A 16,104-nucleotide genomic window follows, 5' to 3' on the forward strand; every position below is an offset into this window, starting at 1 on the left:
TCATTTACCGAAGTCATAGCCAGATCGCGTCAGCATAAATAGATTCCCTCATAATGATCACAGAAAGGATAAAGGTATGACAATTAAACAGCGCCTCGTGATCTCCAACATTCTTATGGTTGTAATACCTGTATTTATTTCTGTCATCATTATTCTGGCAGGCATCTTCCTGTCCAATCAGTACTGGAAAAGTATCGATGAAAGTGAAAACAGCATCTATGAAGATCCGGATATGCTGCTTAACGCCACGCGGGAACTTATCCATAACCAGCAAAGCCCGGACCCGCAGAAAATCCGGAAGCTGAATCAATATCTGAAAAAGAACACGATGAAGCTGAGCATCTATTCGGCCAGACAGCCAATCTATACCTTTGGCATAACGGATATCGACCGCGACAACAAAATGATGAAGGCAATTCAAATGCTGCCTGGTGATGCCAGTCTGACCATGGATCAGGAAAGTGTCTATGTGCAGAATATAGATGTAGATGGCAAAACGTATACGGTAGCGATTTTCAGCAAATTTGCCAAATATAATTCCAGCGACGGCAGTTATGAACTATACCGCTTTTTGAGCAATGCTTTTCTGGTACTGCTCGGGATCGGAACTATTATTACCGTCATCTTTACCAATCGCTTTCTGACCCACTTTGTTTTCAGGCATATCCGGCAGCCGCTGGATAATCTGGTGCATGCCGTGCACGAGATCCGCGACGGTAATCTGGATGCGCATATCCATTATCCGAACAACGATGAATTTGCTTCGGTCTGCCGGGATTTTAACGATATGGCTGTACAGCTCAAGCAATCGCTGCATCTGATCCAGAGACAGGAGGAGAATCGCAAGGAACTGCTCGCCAGCATCTCCCATGATCTTCGCTCTCCCCTGACCTCAATCCGTGCCTATTCCGAAGGTCTACTGGATGGCGTAGCCAGCACCCCGGAATCCCGTCACAACTATATCTCGATGATCAAGACCAAGGCGGAAGATATCGATCGTATGGTAGCCAAAATTTTCCTATTTTCCAAAATGGATATGGGTGATTATCCATACGATCCCGAGCGGCTGGATGTGAATCAGGAGCTGCTTTCCCTGATCCGGGCGACTGCGGAAGAATACTGGTCCAGAGGTCTGGATATCGAGCTGGATGTTTCCAATGAACCGGCCCTAATTATCGCTGATCAGGTACAGTTTGACAGCATATTTACGAATATTCTGGAAAATAGTCTGAATTACAAAGACAAGGAGCGCTGTCATATCCGTATCAGCACCCGGCTGGAGGATCAGCAGCTGCTCATTCGGCTGACCGATAATGGTCCCGGTGTTCCAGAAGAATCGCTGGGCAAATTATTTGATGCGTTCTACCGCAGTGATCCATCCCGTAATCTTCCTCACAAAGGCAGCGGACTCGGACTCGCGATTACAGCCAAAGCCGTCGAACGCATGGGCGGCCATATTGAAGCCAAACTATCGCCGGCAGGCGGTCTCTGTATCGAGATTCATCTGCCGGTGATCCGGTAGGAGGTGCACTACAGTGAAAAAGATACTTATTATTGAAGACGATGAGGCTATTGCCGCGATCGAGCGGGACTATCTGGAGATTAACCAGTTTGCCGTGGAGATCGCGGACAATGGAATTACCGGTGTAGACAGAGCGTTATCCGGACAATTCCAGCTGATTCTGCTCGATCTGATGCTGCCCGGACAGGATGGATTTGCCGTATGTCGTCAGCTGAGAGAAAAGCTGGATATCCCTATCCTGATGGTCACCGCCAAGCAGGAGGATATCGACAAGATCCGCGGGCTTGGACTGGGTGCCGATGATTATATCGTCAAGCCCTTTTCCCCCAATGAACTGGTCGCCAGGGTCAAATCCAATCTGGCACAGTACGCTCGTCTTAAAGGCGGCAATCGAGCTGCCCAGCAGAGCGGTACGATCGAGATCGGTTCCTTTGTTATCAATACCGATGCCCACCGTGCCTATCTCCAGGGCCGTGAATTGGAACTCAAGAAAAAGGAATTTGACCTGCTTCATTTTCTGGTGGTGAATTCCAATATTGTGTTCAGCAAAGATACGCTGTACGAACGTATATGGGGATTTGATTCGGTAGGCGATAATGCGACAGTAGCCGTGCACATCAACCGGCTGCGCGAGAAGATTGAAGAAGACCCGGGTAATCCGAGGTATATCCAGACCGTCTGGGGAGCCGGCTACCGCTTCCAACCATAAAGAAAATAGTTGGTTCAGACCCTTTGTTATTCTGGTGGCCTCGTACTCCGGTATTTTGGTGCCCTCATATTCTCATGCTCTCGTGTTCTCATGTTCTCGTATTCCAGTATTTTAGTGCTCTAGTCTTGTAGTGTCCAATATTCCGGTACACTGAAATAATAGGTTCCCATCTAATCATTTTGCCCATAAAAAATGCACCCTCTCCTGTTCACCGGGTTACCCACATTGGGTTCCGGTATTCAGTAAAAGGGTGCATTTTCTGTATATTATTTTATACAGGAATGAATGAGATCATCCCATAAGTGATGTTATTCAAGCAATTCAATGAATACTACTCAACGGTTACGCTCTTCGCCAGATTACGTGGTTTGTCCACATCATGTTCCAGCGCCAGAGAAGCGTAGTAAGCCAGCAGCTGCAGCACAACGACCGACAGAGCCGGGCTCAGGATTGGCAGTGTTCTTGGGATGGTCATCACGGTATCTACCGATTTCAGCAGATCCTCGCGGTTCTCTTCATAAGATACAACCATCACTTCGCCGCCGCGAGCTTTGACTTCCTTGATATTGCTGACGGTTTTCTCGAGTACATCTTCCTGAGTCGCCAGAGCGATAACCGGGATGCCTTCTTCAATCAGAGCCAGAGTACCGTGTTTCAGTTCGCCTGCTGCATATGCTTCGGAGTGGATGTAGGAGATCTCTTTCAGTTTCAGAGAGCCTTCCTGTACCACTGCATAATCCACACCGCGTCCGATAAAGAAGAGGTGTTTGTGCTGAGCGATATGCTCGGCATAGGTCTTGATTTCCGGTGCCATTTCCAGTACTTTCTCTACCTGCTCCGGCAGGGAATCCATCGCTGCCAGTGTACGTGTAATCTCTTCAGTTGTCTGTGTGCCGCGGATCTCAGCCATGTACAGACCGAACAGATAGAACGCGATCAGCTGGGAAGTGTATGCTTTAGTAGATGCTACGGCAATTTCCGGTCCTGCCAGTGTAGCGATCACATCATCAGCATCACGGGCGATCGAGCTGCCTACCACGTTGGTGATAGCAATAACATGAGCACCATTGGCCTGTGCTTCACGCAGTGCTGCCAGTGTATCTGCCGTTTCACCGGACTGGCTGACAACGATCACGAGTGTATCTTTGTTGATGATTGGGGAACGGTAACGGTATTCGGAAGCTACATCCGTTTCTACCGGAATATGAGCCAGCTTCTCGATAATATTACGTCCTACCAGACCTGCATGGTAAGCTGTACCACAAGCAATGATTTGTACATTGCGGATATTGCGGATTTGCTCAGGTGTCAGTTTCAGATCGCTGAAATGAACGCCTTTGCCATCATCATTTACACGACCCAGCATCGTATCACGATAAGCTTTTGGCTGCTCGTGAATTTCTTTCAGCATGAAATGGTCAAAACCGCCTTTTTCTGCAGTAACTGCATCCCAATCCACATGGATCATTTCTCGGGAAATAAAGTTGCCTTCAATCGTCATCAGCTCAACAGCATCCTTGGTCAGAACAGCCATTTCACCATCATTCAGAATGTAGACATTACGTGTATATTTCAGAATCGCCGGGATATCGGAACCGATAAAGTTCTCGCCTTCACCTACGCCGATAACGAGCGGGCTTGCCTGGCGAACAGCTACCAGTTTGTCCGGCTCATGCTCTGTCAGAACGCCAAGTGCAAATGCACCGCGCATGTAAGTAACTGCTTTTTGAACAGCTTTGACGATATCGCCTTCGTATTCACGAGCAACCAGGTGTGCAATAACCTCGGTATCGGTCTCGGATACAAAATGAATACCGGAACGGATCAGTTCATCTTTCAGTTCCAGATAGTTCTCGATAATGCCGTTGTGTACAACAGAGAATTTTTGCTTCTCGTCTGTGTGTGGATGGGAGTTAACATCCGATGGTTTACCGTGAGTCGCCCAGCGTGTGTGTCCGATACCCGCTCTGCCGATCAGTGGATGCTGCTCCAGTCTTGCTTCTAGGTTAGCCATACGGCCCTGTGCCTTAACAACCTGCAGACCACTGTCTGTAAATACGGAGATACCTGCGGAATCGTACCCGCGATATTCCAGTTTGCGAAGCCCGTCCACCAAAATTTCCTGCGTATTTTTATCTCCAATATATCCAACAATACCACACATGTTTATATTCCTCCGTTCGATAATACGTCCGTTGACGTTAGGTAGTACATGAGGAATAGAAATCAGGATTATGCAATTATAGATTCATAGCGAATGCACATTTGATAATTCTGTATTTCTATTCATGTCACATGTACATTCTTATAATGATTTAGCTGGCATCGAATGGATCTTTGTGGCAGAGATCACTCTCTGCATTTGGATTCCAATTTGCGGTCTGATGCGTCACCGGAAGGTCCCCGCCGAATGTTTCGAACACCTTCACCTCGTCAGCTCGATTTTTACTTTCTCCGTCTCTTCGAGCTCTGGCGCTTGGTCCTGCTTATTAACATCACGATCCTCACTTTCTGTCTGAAGTCATGCTGCTGTTGTAATGTTACAGTTATATTACAAATAGCAACTTTTTCATTATATTCATGTTTGAGGGATAAGGCAATGATAAAAATGTGACATCGTTATCATGAGCAAAATAAGCACTGTTGATGTGACATTATATGCATGTATCCACTATTCACATGAATCATTTAACACAATCAGCAGCAGATTAACCGGAAACATCTGATCGATTTACATTTATATCCATTTATAGCGCTTTGTTATTTATCCAGCAGAGACACAGAACCGTAGTAGCCCCTTTGACCGTCTTCCTGTACTAACTTTGATATAAAAAAGACAACGAACCTTGTAGCTCTGTTCGTTGTCTTTACCTTGCTATATGCTAGCCGGAAAGACTGCTGTCTTCCGGACAGCTTTCTGCTTGATCATTTTGCTGGCCTTATTCACTTTATTAAACGAGTTCTTTTTTCACCACGTCTGCGATCTGGGCAACATACTGCTCCAGCTCTTCTTTATCGGGGCCTTCCGCCATTACACGGATCAGGGATTCCGTACCGGATGGACGCACCAGTACGCGGCCGTTACTGCCCAGCTGATCTTCGACTGCTTTTACCGCAGCTGCGATCGCCGTATTGCCTTCATAGCGCGCTTTGCTCTCTACACGTACGTTGACGAGTACCTGTGGATACTTGTTCATCATGGACTTCAGTTCGCTAAGCGATTTGCCGGAGCCTACGAGCGTATCGACCAGCTGTACAGCGGTCAGGATACCATCACCAGTTGTAATGTAATCGAGGAAAATAACATGACCGGACTGCTCGCCACCAAGCGTATAACCACCACGTCTCATTTCTTCCATAACATAACGGTCACCGACAGCTGTCTGTGCAGTGCGCAGCGACAGGGCTTCAGTCGCTTTGTAGAATCCGATATTGCTCATTACCGTAGATACGATTGTGCTATCTTTCAGCTTGCCCGCGCGATTCATTGCATCTCCGCAGATACAGAGGATGTAATCGCCATCGACTTCTTCCCCTTTTTCATCAATAGCGATCAGACGATCGGCATCTCCGTCAAAAGCCAGACCGATCTGCGCACCATGACGCAGAACTTCCTCTTTCAGCTTCTCCGGATGGGTGGAGCCGCAGTGGTCATTAATGTTAAGACCGTTTGGTTCTGCACCGATAGCGATTACTTCCGCACCCAGTTCTTTGAAGAAAGCAGGAGCCAGCTCATAAGCAGCACCGTTCGCACAGTCCATTACAATTTTCACACCTTCAAAAGAATGGGTAATCGTAGATTTCAGATGTTCCAGGTATTTGTATTTGGATGTATCATCATTAACAATCGTTCCCAGTTCTGCGCCTACCGGACGTGGCAGCTTGTCTTCTGCAGCATCCATCAGTGCTTCGATCTGCAGTTCCGTTTCATCGGATAGTTTGAATCCGTCGCCGCCAAAAAATTTGATACCGTTATCCTGTACCGGGTTGTGTGAAGCGGAGATCATTACACCGGCATCCGCTTTAAGTAAACGGGTAATGTAAGCTACCGCAGGTGTGCTCACGACACCGAGACGAATAATGTGCGCGCCAATGGACAGCATACCTGCGATCAGCGCAGATTCCAGCATCAGGCCGGATATACGGGTATCCATTCCGATGACTACAGTCGGCTTGTCTGCACCATGTGTCAGTACATAACCCCCACAGCGGCCGATTTGATAAGCCATCTCTGCTGTTAATTCTTTATTCGCTACCCCACGTACACCGTCTGTTCCGAAATATTTACCCATAGTTGTGCTCCCTTATGATATTAATAGTAAATTTCATTGTTGTTTGAACCGTCTAAAAGCAGCCTGGCAGCAGCGACTCTATTATCCCGTCGCCGGCCAGACTGCATCAGACAACCACTTCTTTATACGTCTTCCCTACCTTGCTGTCAATAGCGATTCTGTTCATATCTGAATAATTTAGTGATAGGTTGTGGTGAAAACTGCTTTGGCACTTGTTGTAGTTTCCCCATTCTGGTTGACAGAACCCTGCTTCTGCTGGGTACCCTCCTCAGGAGCGACCGGTTGTGCCGGCTCCGTGCTGGACAAGGGCGGTGCACTGCTTTCCGGCTGAGTTCCCTCTGCTGAAGGCGTTTCCGGCTGCTGTTCGCTGCCTGTGCCGGTACTGCTTCCTGGCTGCTCCGGGTTGGAGCTATCCGGTACAGGATTACCCGTACCAGATTGAGCCTCTCCTTCTTCTGCAGCACTGGAGCCGTTACTTTGTCCATTATCCGTCTCGGTCCCGCTGTCTGATCCGGTACTGCCCGCCTTCTCGGTAATCGTAACTGTTGCGTTCAGCTTGATCCCCGGATCAGTCAGACTAACCGTCTCCGGCAGTACAATCTGAACCGGAATCGTATAGGTACCCGGACCACGTCCGCTGATATTAGCGGTTGCCTTGATATCTTCCAGCTTCACGGCCTGTAGTGCTTCCGGAGAACCTTTGATATTCAAGCTGACCTGTTTGCTTTGTGGCTTGGTGATTACGGCTTCTACATTGGAACCTGTTCCTACCAGACCTATCGGCACATTCTGGATCACCCGCTCGGAGAATTCCTCTGTCGTAATCTTCACCTGTACGGAAGAAGGCGAGACTCGTTCTGTCCCTGCGGGAAGATCCAGCTTGGCTGTCAGTGTGACGGTCCCTGCCTGCTCAATGGAGCTCAGATCGACAGATGCGGTAATCGAATCGCCCAGCGCAGCCAGTGCGGATTCCGAACCATATACCGTAATCTCATCTGCGCTGACCTCTGTACCAGCCAGTACCAGGCTGTTTGGCAGCTGTCCGGTATAACTGAGATTGAGCGGCAGTGTTCTTGTGGCCGCTCCGATCGGTACTTCGACTTTTACGGAGGCCGGTGAGATGATTGCATCCTTCATAACATTGCCGGACTTGTCATAGACCGTCAATGCGACAGTTTTCGATACCGTATCGGTTGCGCCAGCTATACTGATCACACCCTGTACCTTCTGTACGTCTTCCAGGCGGCTCTGCGGCAGTGTAACACTTACCTTGTCTGTTCCATCAGTAACGACCGGATTGCCCTTCTGATAGCCCTGTGCAGGCTCTCCTTGCGCTACAATCTCCGGCACAAAGGCATTGGATGTTTTCTCTTCAATCGTTACTTTTACCACACTAGGCGTAGAGGATACATACTGCACACTCGCAGGCGTATCCGTGATCAGCGGCAGGCTAACCGTACCCGGCCCTTTGATCTGGCTCAGATCCACTTTGGCCTTGTAGCTATCCGAAGGCAGCAGATCCGGGCGTGTTCCCCTTACTTCGATACTGACTGTCGAAGGCTCGATCGATTTTAATACATATTTATCCTCGTCAAATCCATAAGGCTGTACCTGTACATCATTAATTACACTGGTGCCTACCTGGGAAGCTGAAGATTGCATGGGAAGGGTATTGTTATCCATATGGACCATAATCCACAGCAGTATGCTTACTACCAGTGCCAGTACTTTAGCTACCGTGTTATTACTGATCCATTTGTCCATCATCCTTGTTATCCCCCTTTCGCTTCCAGAACAGGCTCTTTTTCTCCTTTGTCGTTACATTGGGTTTAAGTGCTTCATGCAGTTTGGAGATAAGAGATTCTTCGTTAATATCACGAATAACCTGTCCATTCATTGCAAGAGAGACCTGCCCGGTTTCCTCGGATACAATCAGCGACAGCGCATCACCGACTTCACTGATACCGATCGCTGCCCGGTGACGTGTGCCCAGTTCTTTGCTGATAAAAGGATTCTCGGACAGCGGCAGATAACAGGCTGCCGCTGAAATCTGCTGACCCTGTATAATGACGGCGCCATCATGCAGTGGCGTATTGGGTATAAAAATATTAATAAGCAGCTCCGAACTGACAACCGACTGCATTTTGATACCCGATTCCGTGTATTCGTTCAATCCGGTCGTCCGTTCAAATACGATCAATGCACCGATTTTCCGCCTGGACAGATAATTGACAGACTTGATCACCTCATTGATCATTCGGGTGATCTCTTCATCTTCCGCTATCGTACGTCCAAAGATTTTGCCGCGTCCGAGCTGCTCCAGACCTCTGCGCAGTTCCGGCTGGAAAATGATAAATACAGCCAGCACACCAAAGGTAAATGCCTGGTTCATCAACCATTTTAGCGTATACAGATCAAACCAGGTACTAAGCGCCCAGATGACGACGAGCACGAGAATACCCTTTAACAGCTGCACCGCCCGGGTACCCCGTACCAGAAGAATCAGCTGATAAATGATGTACGTTACGATTAATATATCGATTATATCTTTAATGGAATCTTTCCAAGTCAAGTCCGCAAAATACTCCATACTGCAACCCCCGTTATGTTCTATCTGGTGGACCTTTAACCTGGTATATCCGCCGCCTGCGTATTTTCCTCCGTGCAGGCCCGGTTCAGGCTGTTAGCGTACTTTATATATTATATTGCACTGTCGGCCAGAACTACTCGCACCTTTAATCATAACCCCGTTACCGTGCTTATTAGCAGTATAATATATAATATTACCCTAACCTGCCGTTAAATTTACTACCTTTTTCATAAAATCCCTATAACTTTTCATTTGGCAGCAGCAAACGGCTTCTTGTGCAATCCAGTCTATCTGGCGTTCTCTGCTTTATTTTACACGTTTTATCCGTGAACATGCAAAAAAGACGCCATCTAAATAAGAGGCGCCTTACGAAAAGTCATTTAATTAGTAGAGGCGACTTCTGAGAATGCAGTTGAAATTTTGTACCAAAGCCAGCCTACCGCTTGATCTACAGTCTGAACCTGTCCCGAGATATGGGCTGTACTTGCTTGAAATATGCTGCCGTCGATGACAGTTACATTGCCTTCGACATCACCATATATCCTGGCTTGCCCTTTTTCTATAGTTAAATTACCGGCAATAGTCTTGCCTTCCGGTACGATCACCGTATTTCCTTCAATCACAACCTGATCCAGATTCTGTCCTTTGACGATCATTTCAGGACCTTCATTCCAGAATGGAAGTGTACCGAGCAGAATCACGAAAAATGCGGCTGCTGCCGTTAACGCCGGATGTCTCTTTAACCAGGTCGTCCAGGCATGCGGCTGCTTCTTCTTGGGAAGAGCCTGCATAATTCGATCGGTGAGCTCATCAGATACTGGCGGCTTGCGGTGATTGACGGCAAACATAAGCAGTTCAGTCTGCTCCAATTCTTTAAAAACTGCACGGCACTCTGAGCATTCAGCCATATGCTGCTTGAGCTCATTCGCCTGTTCATCAGGTAAGTCGCCGTCCAGGTACTCATGTATAAATGAGACGGCCAGTTTGCAATCCATATGAGCCATTCCTTTCTTTTATATAATTATTCCAGCATCATATCACAGCCGGACTATGTCTGGAACTGCGAATACTCTGTTAAATACGCTGCAGGTTTCAAACCGTTTCATAAACCCGAAGCTTTTTTTTGATTTTTGTAGCAATGTCCAAAAAAATGATGCATCCCGTCGAAGCAAAAAACCGCTCGTTCCAATTATTTTGCTATATCTCTTGCTGCAGGAACAAAACATACCATACGTACAGCATATCCAACTTACTACTGTATTTATGCATGTGAACAGCCCGAAATACCGGCCTCCGCCAGTACCCGGACCCCAAATAAAATACGGTATGCCTATTACAGCTTTGATTCCAGCTTTTTGCGCAGAAATTCCCGTCCGCGGTGAACACGGGTTTTGATCGTCGTTACCGGCATATCCATGACATCGCTAATTTCCTGCAGGGACAGTTCCTGCAAATAACGCAGAATCATGACCGTTTTGTATTTATCCGGCAGGGAATCAATCGCCTGGTGAATCAGCTGCTGTGTCTCTGTAAGCAGGTATTCACTTTCCGGCGTACGTTCATCACCCGGAATCAATGCGTAACCGTCTGTATTGTCCTGATCATTCAACTCTGCATCGAGTGAGAAGCTCGGTTTGCGCTTACGCAGCCGGTCGATACACAGATTCGTAGCAATCCGGTAGATCCAGGTGGAGAATTTTTGCTTCGGATCATAACGATCCAGACTTTTATAGACCCGCAAAAACGTCTCCTGTACCACATCTTCCGCTTCATGACGATTGCTCAGCATACGGTAACCCAAATGAAATATCTTATCTTTGTATAAATCAACGATTTCGGCAAATGCGCGCTGATCACCTTTTAGCGCCAATTTGACTAATCTCGTATCCAGATTATCCACCATCACTCCCCCAGACTCAGTTCCCGGTATGTATATTGTTCGGTAAAGCCATTTTACAATCCAATTAAAATCGTAATGGATGATACCTTAAATTGCAATCTTAATCATCCGTTTCTTTCAAACTTCTTTGATTTATCAGAAAATAGAGGTATTTTTACAGTCAAATGGACATAAATACCGATGATTTATATAATCCGATCCCCATTCAGCTGTAAAACCGGGCTTCTTCTCATCTGCATTCTTTTGTTTTTTTAATTTCTTCTCATGTCTCTTCATGTCTTCTCTTCTCTTCTCTTCTTGTTGCTTCTCACTTCTTTGCATCTCTTTTCCGGACAACTCTTTTGCTCATATTTCATCTTTTTATCTCCAGGATGCTTGTTGCTTGTTATGATGGATACCCAATAATAAAAGGCAGACATTATGATTGCACAATGTCTGCCTTTTATTGTTTATTGCATAACGGGTTTATTGAACACCTGGGTTACTGCATACTTCAGTCTATTTGCATCGTTGACTATTATACATCTGTTTATTACACACCAGTTTATTGCACCCTATTTGTTATATACCTCAGTTTAAATATACAAATATTCATCTGAAGTGGTTGGACCTCTGATGAAGTTATTTTACATCTGAGCGAACTGCCTACCTTGCAGCAAAAGTCTTTCTCCCCAGCCAGCGTATTTCATTTCAGCTTGTTTGGTTAAACCAGCCGAATCAGCTGACCAAGGTAAGATGTCTCTCCCGCATCAGCCCGTATTTCTCAATCCCGCCGCAATACCATTGATCGTCAGCAGCACTTCGCGCAACAGTTCCGGATCGTCTGAACCTTCTTCACGAATCTGACGCAGCTCACTGAGCAGCTGGACCTGCAAATAACTGAGCGGATCGACATACGGATTACGCAGACGAACCGATTCCTGGATAACAGGTACATTATCGAGAATATCCTGCTGCCCTGTAATTTGCAGTACCAGATCACGAGTCAGGTTGAATTCAGACTCGATCATTCCGAAAATACGTGTACGGGACTGATCATCCTGACACATGCCTGCATACTCACGGGCAATCGTCAGATCTGCTTTGGCAATCGCCATCTGCAGAGTGTCGATCAGTGTAGTAAAGAATGGGAACTCTTTGTACATTTTCTGCAGTACAGCCATATTCTCAGGTTGATCCTGGTAGAAATGCTGCAGTCCTGTTCCGGCAGCATACCATGCCGGCAGCAGATAACGACTCTGTGTCCAGGCAAACACCCATGGAATTGCCCGTAGATCTTCGAATCTGTCGCTGTTCTTACGTTTGGAAGGACGGGAACCAATATTGAGCTCCCCTACCTCCGGCAGCGGTGTCGACTGTTTGAAGAAACTCATAAAGTCCGGATCACGGAAAATCAGTTCCTGGTACTTATCCAGAGACACTTCCGAGATACCGCGAATGATCTCATCCCACTCCTGATTGTCTTCGCCTGCAGGCTGCCCTATTTTGGCAATGGTGGCTGAGCGAATCAGCGCGGAGATAGCCTGCTCCAGACTGCGGTAAGCAATCCCCTGCAGCGAGTAACGGGAAGATAATACTTCTCCCTGTTCAGTGATTTTGATGCCTCCACCGATCGTATGAGGCGGCTGGGCGAGAATACTGCGGTCCAGTGACATACCACCACGACCGAGTGCACCTCCGCGACCATGGAAGAATTTCAGCTTGATGCCGTATTCCTGTCCCATCGCCGTAATATCGTTCAAAGCCAGACGAAGTTCCCAGTTGGCTGTAACGACGCCCCCGTCCTTGTTGCTGTCCGAATAACCGAGCATAATCTCATGCAGATCATTCATTGCGGCTACCGCTTTGCGGTAAGCTGGCAAATCAAGTACCTGACGCATAATTTTTGGCGCTTCATGCAGATCGTCGATCGTTTCAAATAACGGAACCGCCTGCAATGTACACTGCACACTGCCATCTGCCAATTGGCGGAAGAGACCCATCTCTTTGGCGAATACCATCACTTCCAGGATATCACTTGCTCCCTGCGTCATACTGATCAGATAGCTGGATATACAGTTGGTTCCAAATTCCTGCTGTGCCTTATGAATTGTACGATAGACAGCCAGACATTCTTCCGTAGTCTCACTGTATTTGAAATAAGGAGAAGTGATTGGTCTCGGATCGCTTAACAGCTTGCCGAGCAGCTCAATTTTCTCTTCTTCCTGCAGTTTGGAGTAGTCCTCCACAATCTCCATACTGGCAAGGATTTCTTTGAGCGAATTCTCATGTTCCTGGCTATGCTGACGCACATCCAGTGTAGCCGTATGGAATCCGAATAGCTCTACTTGGCGGATCATTTTTTTTACATATGTATCCGCTACATAATCCGCATAATGATGACGCAGACTCTTATCGATCACCCTCAGGTCTTCGAGCAGTTCAGAGACATCGTTGTAACGTTCTGTAGTGCCCTGCTTGGAGTCATCACCGATATTGCTCAGCTTGCGCAGCATATAGGCGATCTTGATCCGATAAGGCTCATTTTCATTATTCCAGCTGTAGATCTTGTCGATCGTTACATGCAGACGGTCCTTTTGAATGGAAGATAACAGATCTTCAGACACGTCAATAATCGTCGTGCTAAAGCTCAGTGATTGCATCATCTCGCGCAGGATACGTTGGTATTCGCGGATAGCCAGCTTACGCTGCATCTGCAGGGTTTTCCAGGTTACATCCGCAGTAACGGATGGATTACCATCACGGTCTCCACCAATCCAGGAACCAAAGCGCAGGAAGCCCGGTACATGCCAGTCATGATCAGGATAATGCTTGGACAGTGAACGCTCCAGCTCCTGATACAGCTCAGGCAGTACATCGAACAGCGTCTCATGAAAATAATACATTCCGTTACGCACTTCATCGAGCACAGTTGGCTTGCGATCACGAAGTTCATCGGTCTGCCAGAGAGTAATTACCTCGTTCAGCAGTTTTTCACGCAGCTGCTCCCGTTCACGCAAAGTCAGCGTTGGATTATCCAGCAGCTTTACATCTTCTGAGATACGCTTATGAATATCCAGAATAGCGCGGCGCATTGCTTCTGTCGGATGGGCAGTCATCACCAGTTCCAGTGAAAGGTCTGCAAAGATCGCTTCTACTTCTTCAGCAGTAAAGTTATTGTTTTTCAATTCCTGAACGGCATTCTCCATGGTTCCGGATTGTACATTTTCACCGGCTGAACGTTCGTAATCCCGTTTCCGGCGAATACGATGATTTTGCTCTGCGATATTAACGAGTTGAAAATATACAGCAAAAGCACGTATAACTTGGTGTCTGTTGTCAGAATCCAAGTGCTGAATTAATGTTTTGAATTCCTCAAATACCTCTGGCAAAGAAACTGCCCGCAAAGATTTGCTCAGCTCACGAATTTTTTCGACGATATCCAGCAGCTCCTGGCCACCCTGGTGTACCAGTACCTCTCCCAGGATATTGCCCAAAAAACGTACATCACGCCGAAGCAAATTATTAGAATGATTTTTACTCACATTGACTGTCAACTCAGACATGCTCTTCCTCCTATCGTTCCCGGTGGTTCATTCTATTTAAAGGTTCACATCTTCTTAACATCATACAACAAAGCCAGTATGATTACTTTAATTAATTTGAGTAATATGATTAATTATGCAAAGATTCTATCATTCATTCATAATGCTTCACAGCGTTATTGCGTAAAAACATTATACTATACTTTTTCCACATTTGCTGTATCAAGTCACACAGTACATCCACATTTGCTTCATCAAGTTACACAGTACATGTTCTGGCTTCAACAGCAGCATATCTTAAACTTCAGCTACTTTGTAAGAGACAAGATATTAAAGCAGAGAAAATATTAAGTATTAGATGATAAAAAAATATTAAACGATAAAAGACAAAAGGTGAAAGATGAAAATAAAAATTAAAGCAAATATTAAGAAGATAAAAAATGGGCAGAATATACAAACCTTATGAAAGAAAAAGTCATTAATAAATCCTGTATATAGCAAAAAAAGACCGTTTCCGGTCTTTATCTACATATTGGAGCGGGTGATGGGAATCGAACCCACGCTATCAGCTTGGAAGGCTGAAGTTCTACCATTGAACTACACCCGCATCAATCGGGATGACACGATTTGAACATGCGACCCCCTGGTCCCAAACCAGGTGCTCTACCAAGCTGAGCTACATCCCGATATACAGTAATAAAAATGGCGCGCCCTAAGAGATTCGAACTCCTGACCTTTTGATTCGTAGTCAAACGCTCTATCCAGCTGAGCTAAGGGCGCATATTGGAGCGGACGACGGGAATCGAACCCGCGACCCTCGCCTTGGCAAGGCGATGCTCTACCGCTGAGCCACGTCCGCATAATAAGGATGCGCGTGGAGGGACTTGAACCCCCACGTCGTAAGACGCTAGATCCTAAGTCTAGTGCGTCTGCCAATTCCGCCACACGCGCATAATTATAAAATAAATGGTGAGCCATGAAGGACTCGAACCTTCGACACCCTGATTAAAAGTCAGGTGCTCTACCAACTGAGCTAATGGCTCTCAAATGGCTGGGGATATAGGATTCGAACCTATGCGTGACGGAGTCAAAGTCCGTTGCCTTACCGCTTGGCTAATCCCCAACAATCAAGAATATATATGGTGGAGACTGAGGGGATCGAACCCCCGACCCTCTGCTTGTAAGGCAGATGCTCTCCCAGCTGAGCTAAGTCTCCATACGATATGACCCGTAGGGGATTCGAACCCCTGTTACCTCCGTGAAAGGGAGGTGTCTTAACCCCTTGACCAACGGGCCTTACTTAATAAGCTCTCAACCGGATTCGAACCGGTGACCTCATCCTTACCATGGATGCACTCTACCTACTGAGCTATGAGAGCATGTGGCTCCCCGAACAGGACTCGAACCTGTGACAACTCGATTAACAGTCGAGTGCTCTACCAACTGAGCTATCAGGGAATAATACCCGCTCTCTTCGAGCGGAAGTCTTACAGTTTTCGCTTGGCAACGTCCTACTCTCCCAGGACCCTGCGGTCCAAGTACCATCGGCGCTGGAGGGCTTAACGGT

General features: G+C 46.8%; 9 protein-coding genes and 11 tRNA genes. 2 read left to right on the top strand and 18 right to left on the bottom strand.

Annotation, left to right across the window (positions count from 1 at the left end; genetic code table 11):
* The first annotated feature begins 76 nt into the window (after positions 1-76).
* A complete protein-coding gene (locus WH45_RS19940) occupies positions 77-1,522 on the top strand; it encodes a sensor histidine kinase (RefSeq protein ID WP_046216171.1) in 1,446 nt (481 codons plus the stop codon).
* A 13-nt stretch (positions 1,523-1,535) separates the two neighbouring features.
* A complete protein-coding gene (locus WH45_RS19945) occupies positions 1,536-2,231 on the top strand; it encodes a response regulator transcription factor (RefSeq protein WP_046216172.1) in 696 nt (231 codons plus the stop codon).
* A gap of 331 nt (positions 2,232-2,562) precedes the next feature.
* On the opposite strand, the gene glmS is transcribed toward WH45_RS19945, so the two are convergent.
* From glmS to WH45_RS20040, 18 genes are all read right to left on the bottom strand, one after another.
* Positions 2,563-4,395 carry a glutamine--fructose-6-phosphate transaminase (isomerizing) gene (gene glmS / locus WH45_RS19950; protein WP_046216173.1) on the bottom strand — a complete coding sequence of 611 codons (1,833 nt, stop codon included), beginning with the start codon at positions 4,393-4,395 and terminating at the stop codon, positions 2,563-2,565.
* Positions 4,396-5,182: 787 nt separating this feature from the next.
* Positions 5,183-6,523 carry a phosphoglucosamine mutase gene (gene glmM / locus WH45_RS19955; RefSeq protein ID WP_046216174.1) on the bottom strand — a complete coding sequence of 447 codons (1,341 nt, stop codon included), beginning with the start codon at positions 6,521-6,523 and terminating at the stop codon, positions 5,183-5,185.
* 177 nt (positions 6,524-6,700) lie between these two features.
* Positions 6,701-8,290, bottom strand: a complete 1,590-nt coding sequence (locus WH45_RS19960; RefSeq protein ID WP_052723883.1) for a CdaR family protein — start codon at positions 8,288-8,290, stop codon at positions 6,701-6,703.
* Positions 8,268-9,113: a diadenylate cyclase CdaA gene (gene cdaA, locus WH45_RS19965; RefSeq protein ID WP_046216175.1), complete on the bottom strand. Its 846-nt coding sequence runs from the start codon at positions 9,111-9,113 to the stop codon at positions 8,268-8,270. Before cdaA ends, WH45_RS19960 begins: the two co-directional genes overlap by 23 nt.
* 380 nt (positions 9,114-9,493) lie before the next feature.
* Complete coding sequence (locus WH45_RS19970) at positions 9,494-10,108, bottom strand: zf-HC2 domain-containing protein (RefSeq protein WP_046216176.1); 615 nt, start codon at positions 10,106-10,108, stop codon at positions 9,494-9,496.
* Positions 10,109-10,446: 338 nt separating this feature from the next.
* Positions 10,447-11,016, bottom strand: coding sequence for an RNA polymerase sigma factor SigW (sigW, locus tag WH45_RS19975; RefSeq protein ID WP_046216177.1), 570 nt, complete (start codon positions 11,014-11,016; stop codon positions 10,447-10,449).
* A gap of 746 nt (positions 11,017-11,762) precedes the next feature.
* Positions 11,763-14,558 (bottom strand): phosphoenolpyruvate carboxylase, encoded by a 2,796-nt coding sequence (ppc, locus tag WH45_RS19985; protein ID WP_046216179.1) that lies wholly within the window; start codon positions 14,556-14,558, stop codon positions 11,763-11,765.
* A 512-nt stretch (positions 14,559-15,070) separates the two neighbouring features.
* Positions 15,071-15,144, bottom strand: a tRNA-Gly gene (locus WH45_RS19990).
* A 5-nt stretch (positions 15,145-15,149) separates the two neighbouring features.
* Positions 15,150-15,223, bottom strand: a tRNA-Pro gene (locus WH45_RS19995).
* 17 nt (positions 15,224-15,240) lie between these two features.
* Positions 15,241-15,317: transfer RNA gene (locus WH45_RS20000), tRNA-Arg, on the bottom strand.
* Positions 15,318-15,321: 4 nt separating this feature from the next.
* Positions 15,322-15,396: transfer RNA gene (locus WH45_RS20005), tRNA-Gly, on the bottom strand.
* 10 nt (positions 15,397-15,406) lie between these two features.
* Positions 15,407-15,488 (bottom strand) — tRNA-Leu (locus tag WH45_RS20010).
* Between the two features lie 16 nt (positions 15,489-15,504).
* Positions 15,505-15,580, bottom strand: a tRNA-Lys gene (locus WH45_RS20015).
* A gap of 5 nt (positions 15,581-15,585) precedes the next feature.
* Positions 15,586-15,660 (bottom strand) — tRNA-Gln (locus WH45_RS20020).
* Positions 15,661-15,677: 17 nt separating this feature from the next.
* Positions 15,678-15,753: transfer RNA gene (locus tag WH45_RS20025), tRNA-Val, on the bottom strand.
* A gap of 8 nt (positions 15,754-15,761) precedes the next feature.
* A tRNA-Glu gene (locus WH45_RS20030) sits at positions 15,762-15,833 on the bottom strand.
* A 10-nt stretch (positions 15,834-15,843) separates the two neighbouring features.
* A tRNA-Thr gene (locus WH45_RS20035) sits at positions 15,844-15,916 on the bottom strand.
* A gap of 3 nt (positions 15,917-15,919) precedes the next feature.
* Positions 15,920-15,995, bottom strand: a tRNA-Asn gene (locus WH45_RS20040).
* Positions 15,996-16,104 lie beyond the last annotated feature (109 nt).

The sequence above is a fragment of the Paenibacillus wulumuqiensis genome, assembly GCF_000971965.1.
Taxonomy (GTDB): domain Bacteria; phylum Bacillota; class Bacilli; order Paenibacillales; family Paenibacillaceae; genus Saccharibacillus; species Saccharibacillus wulumuqiensis.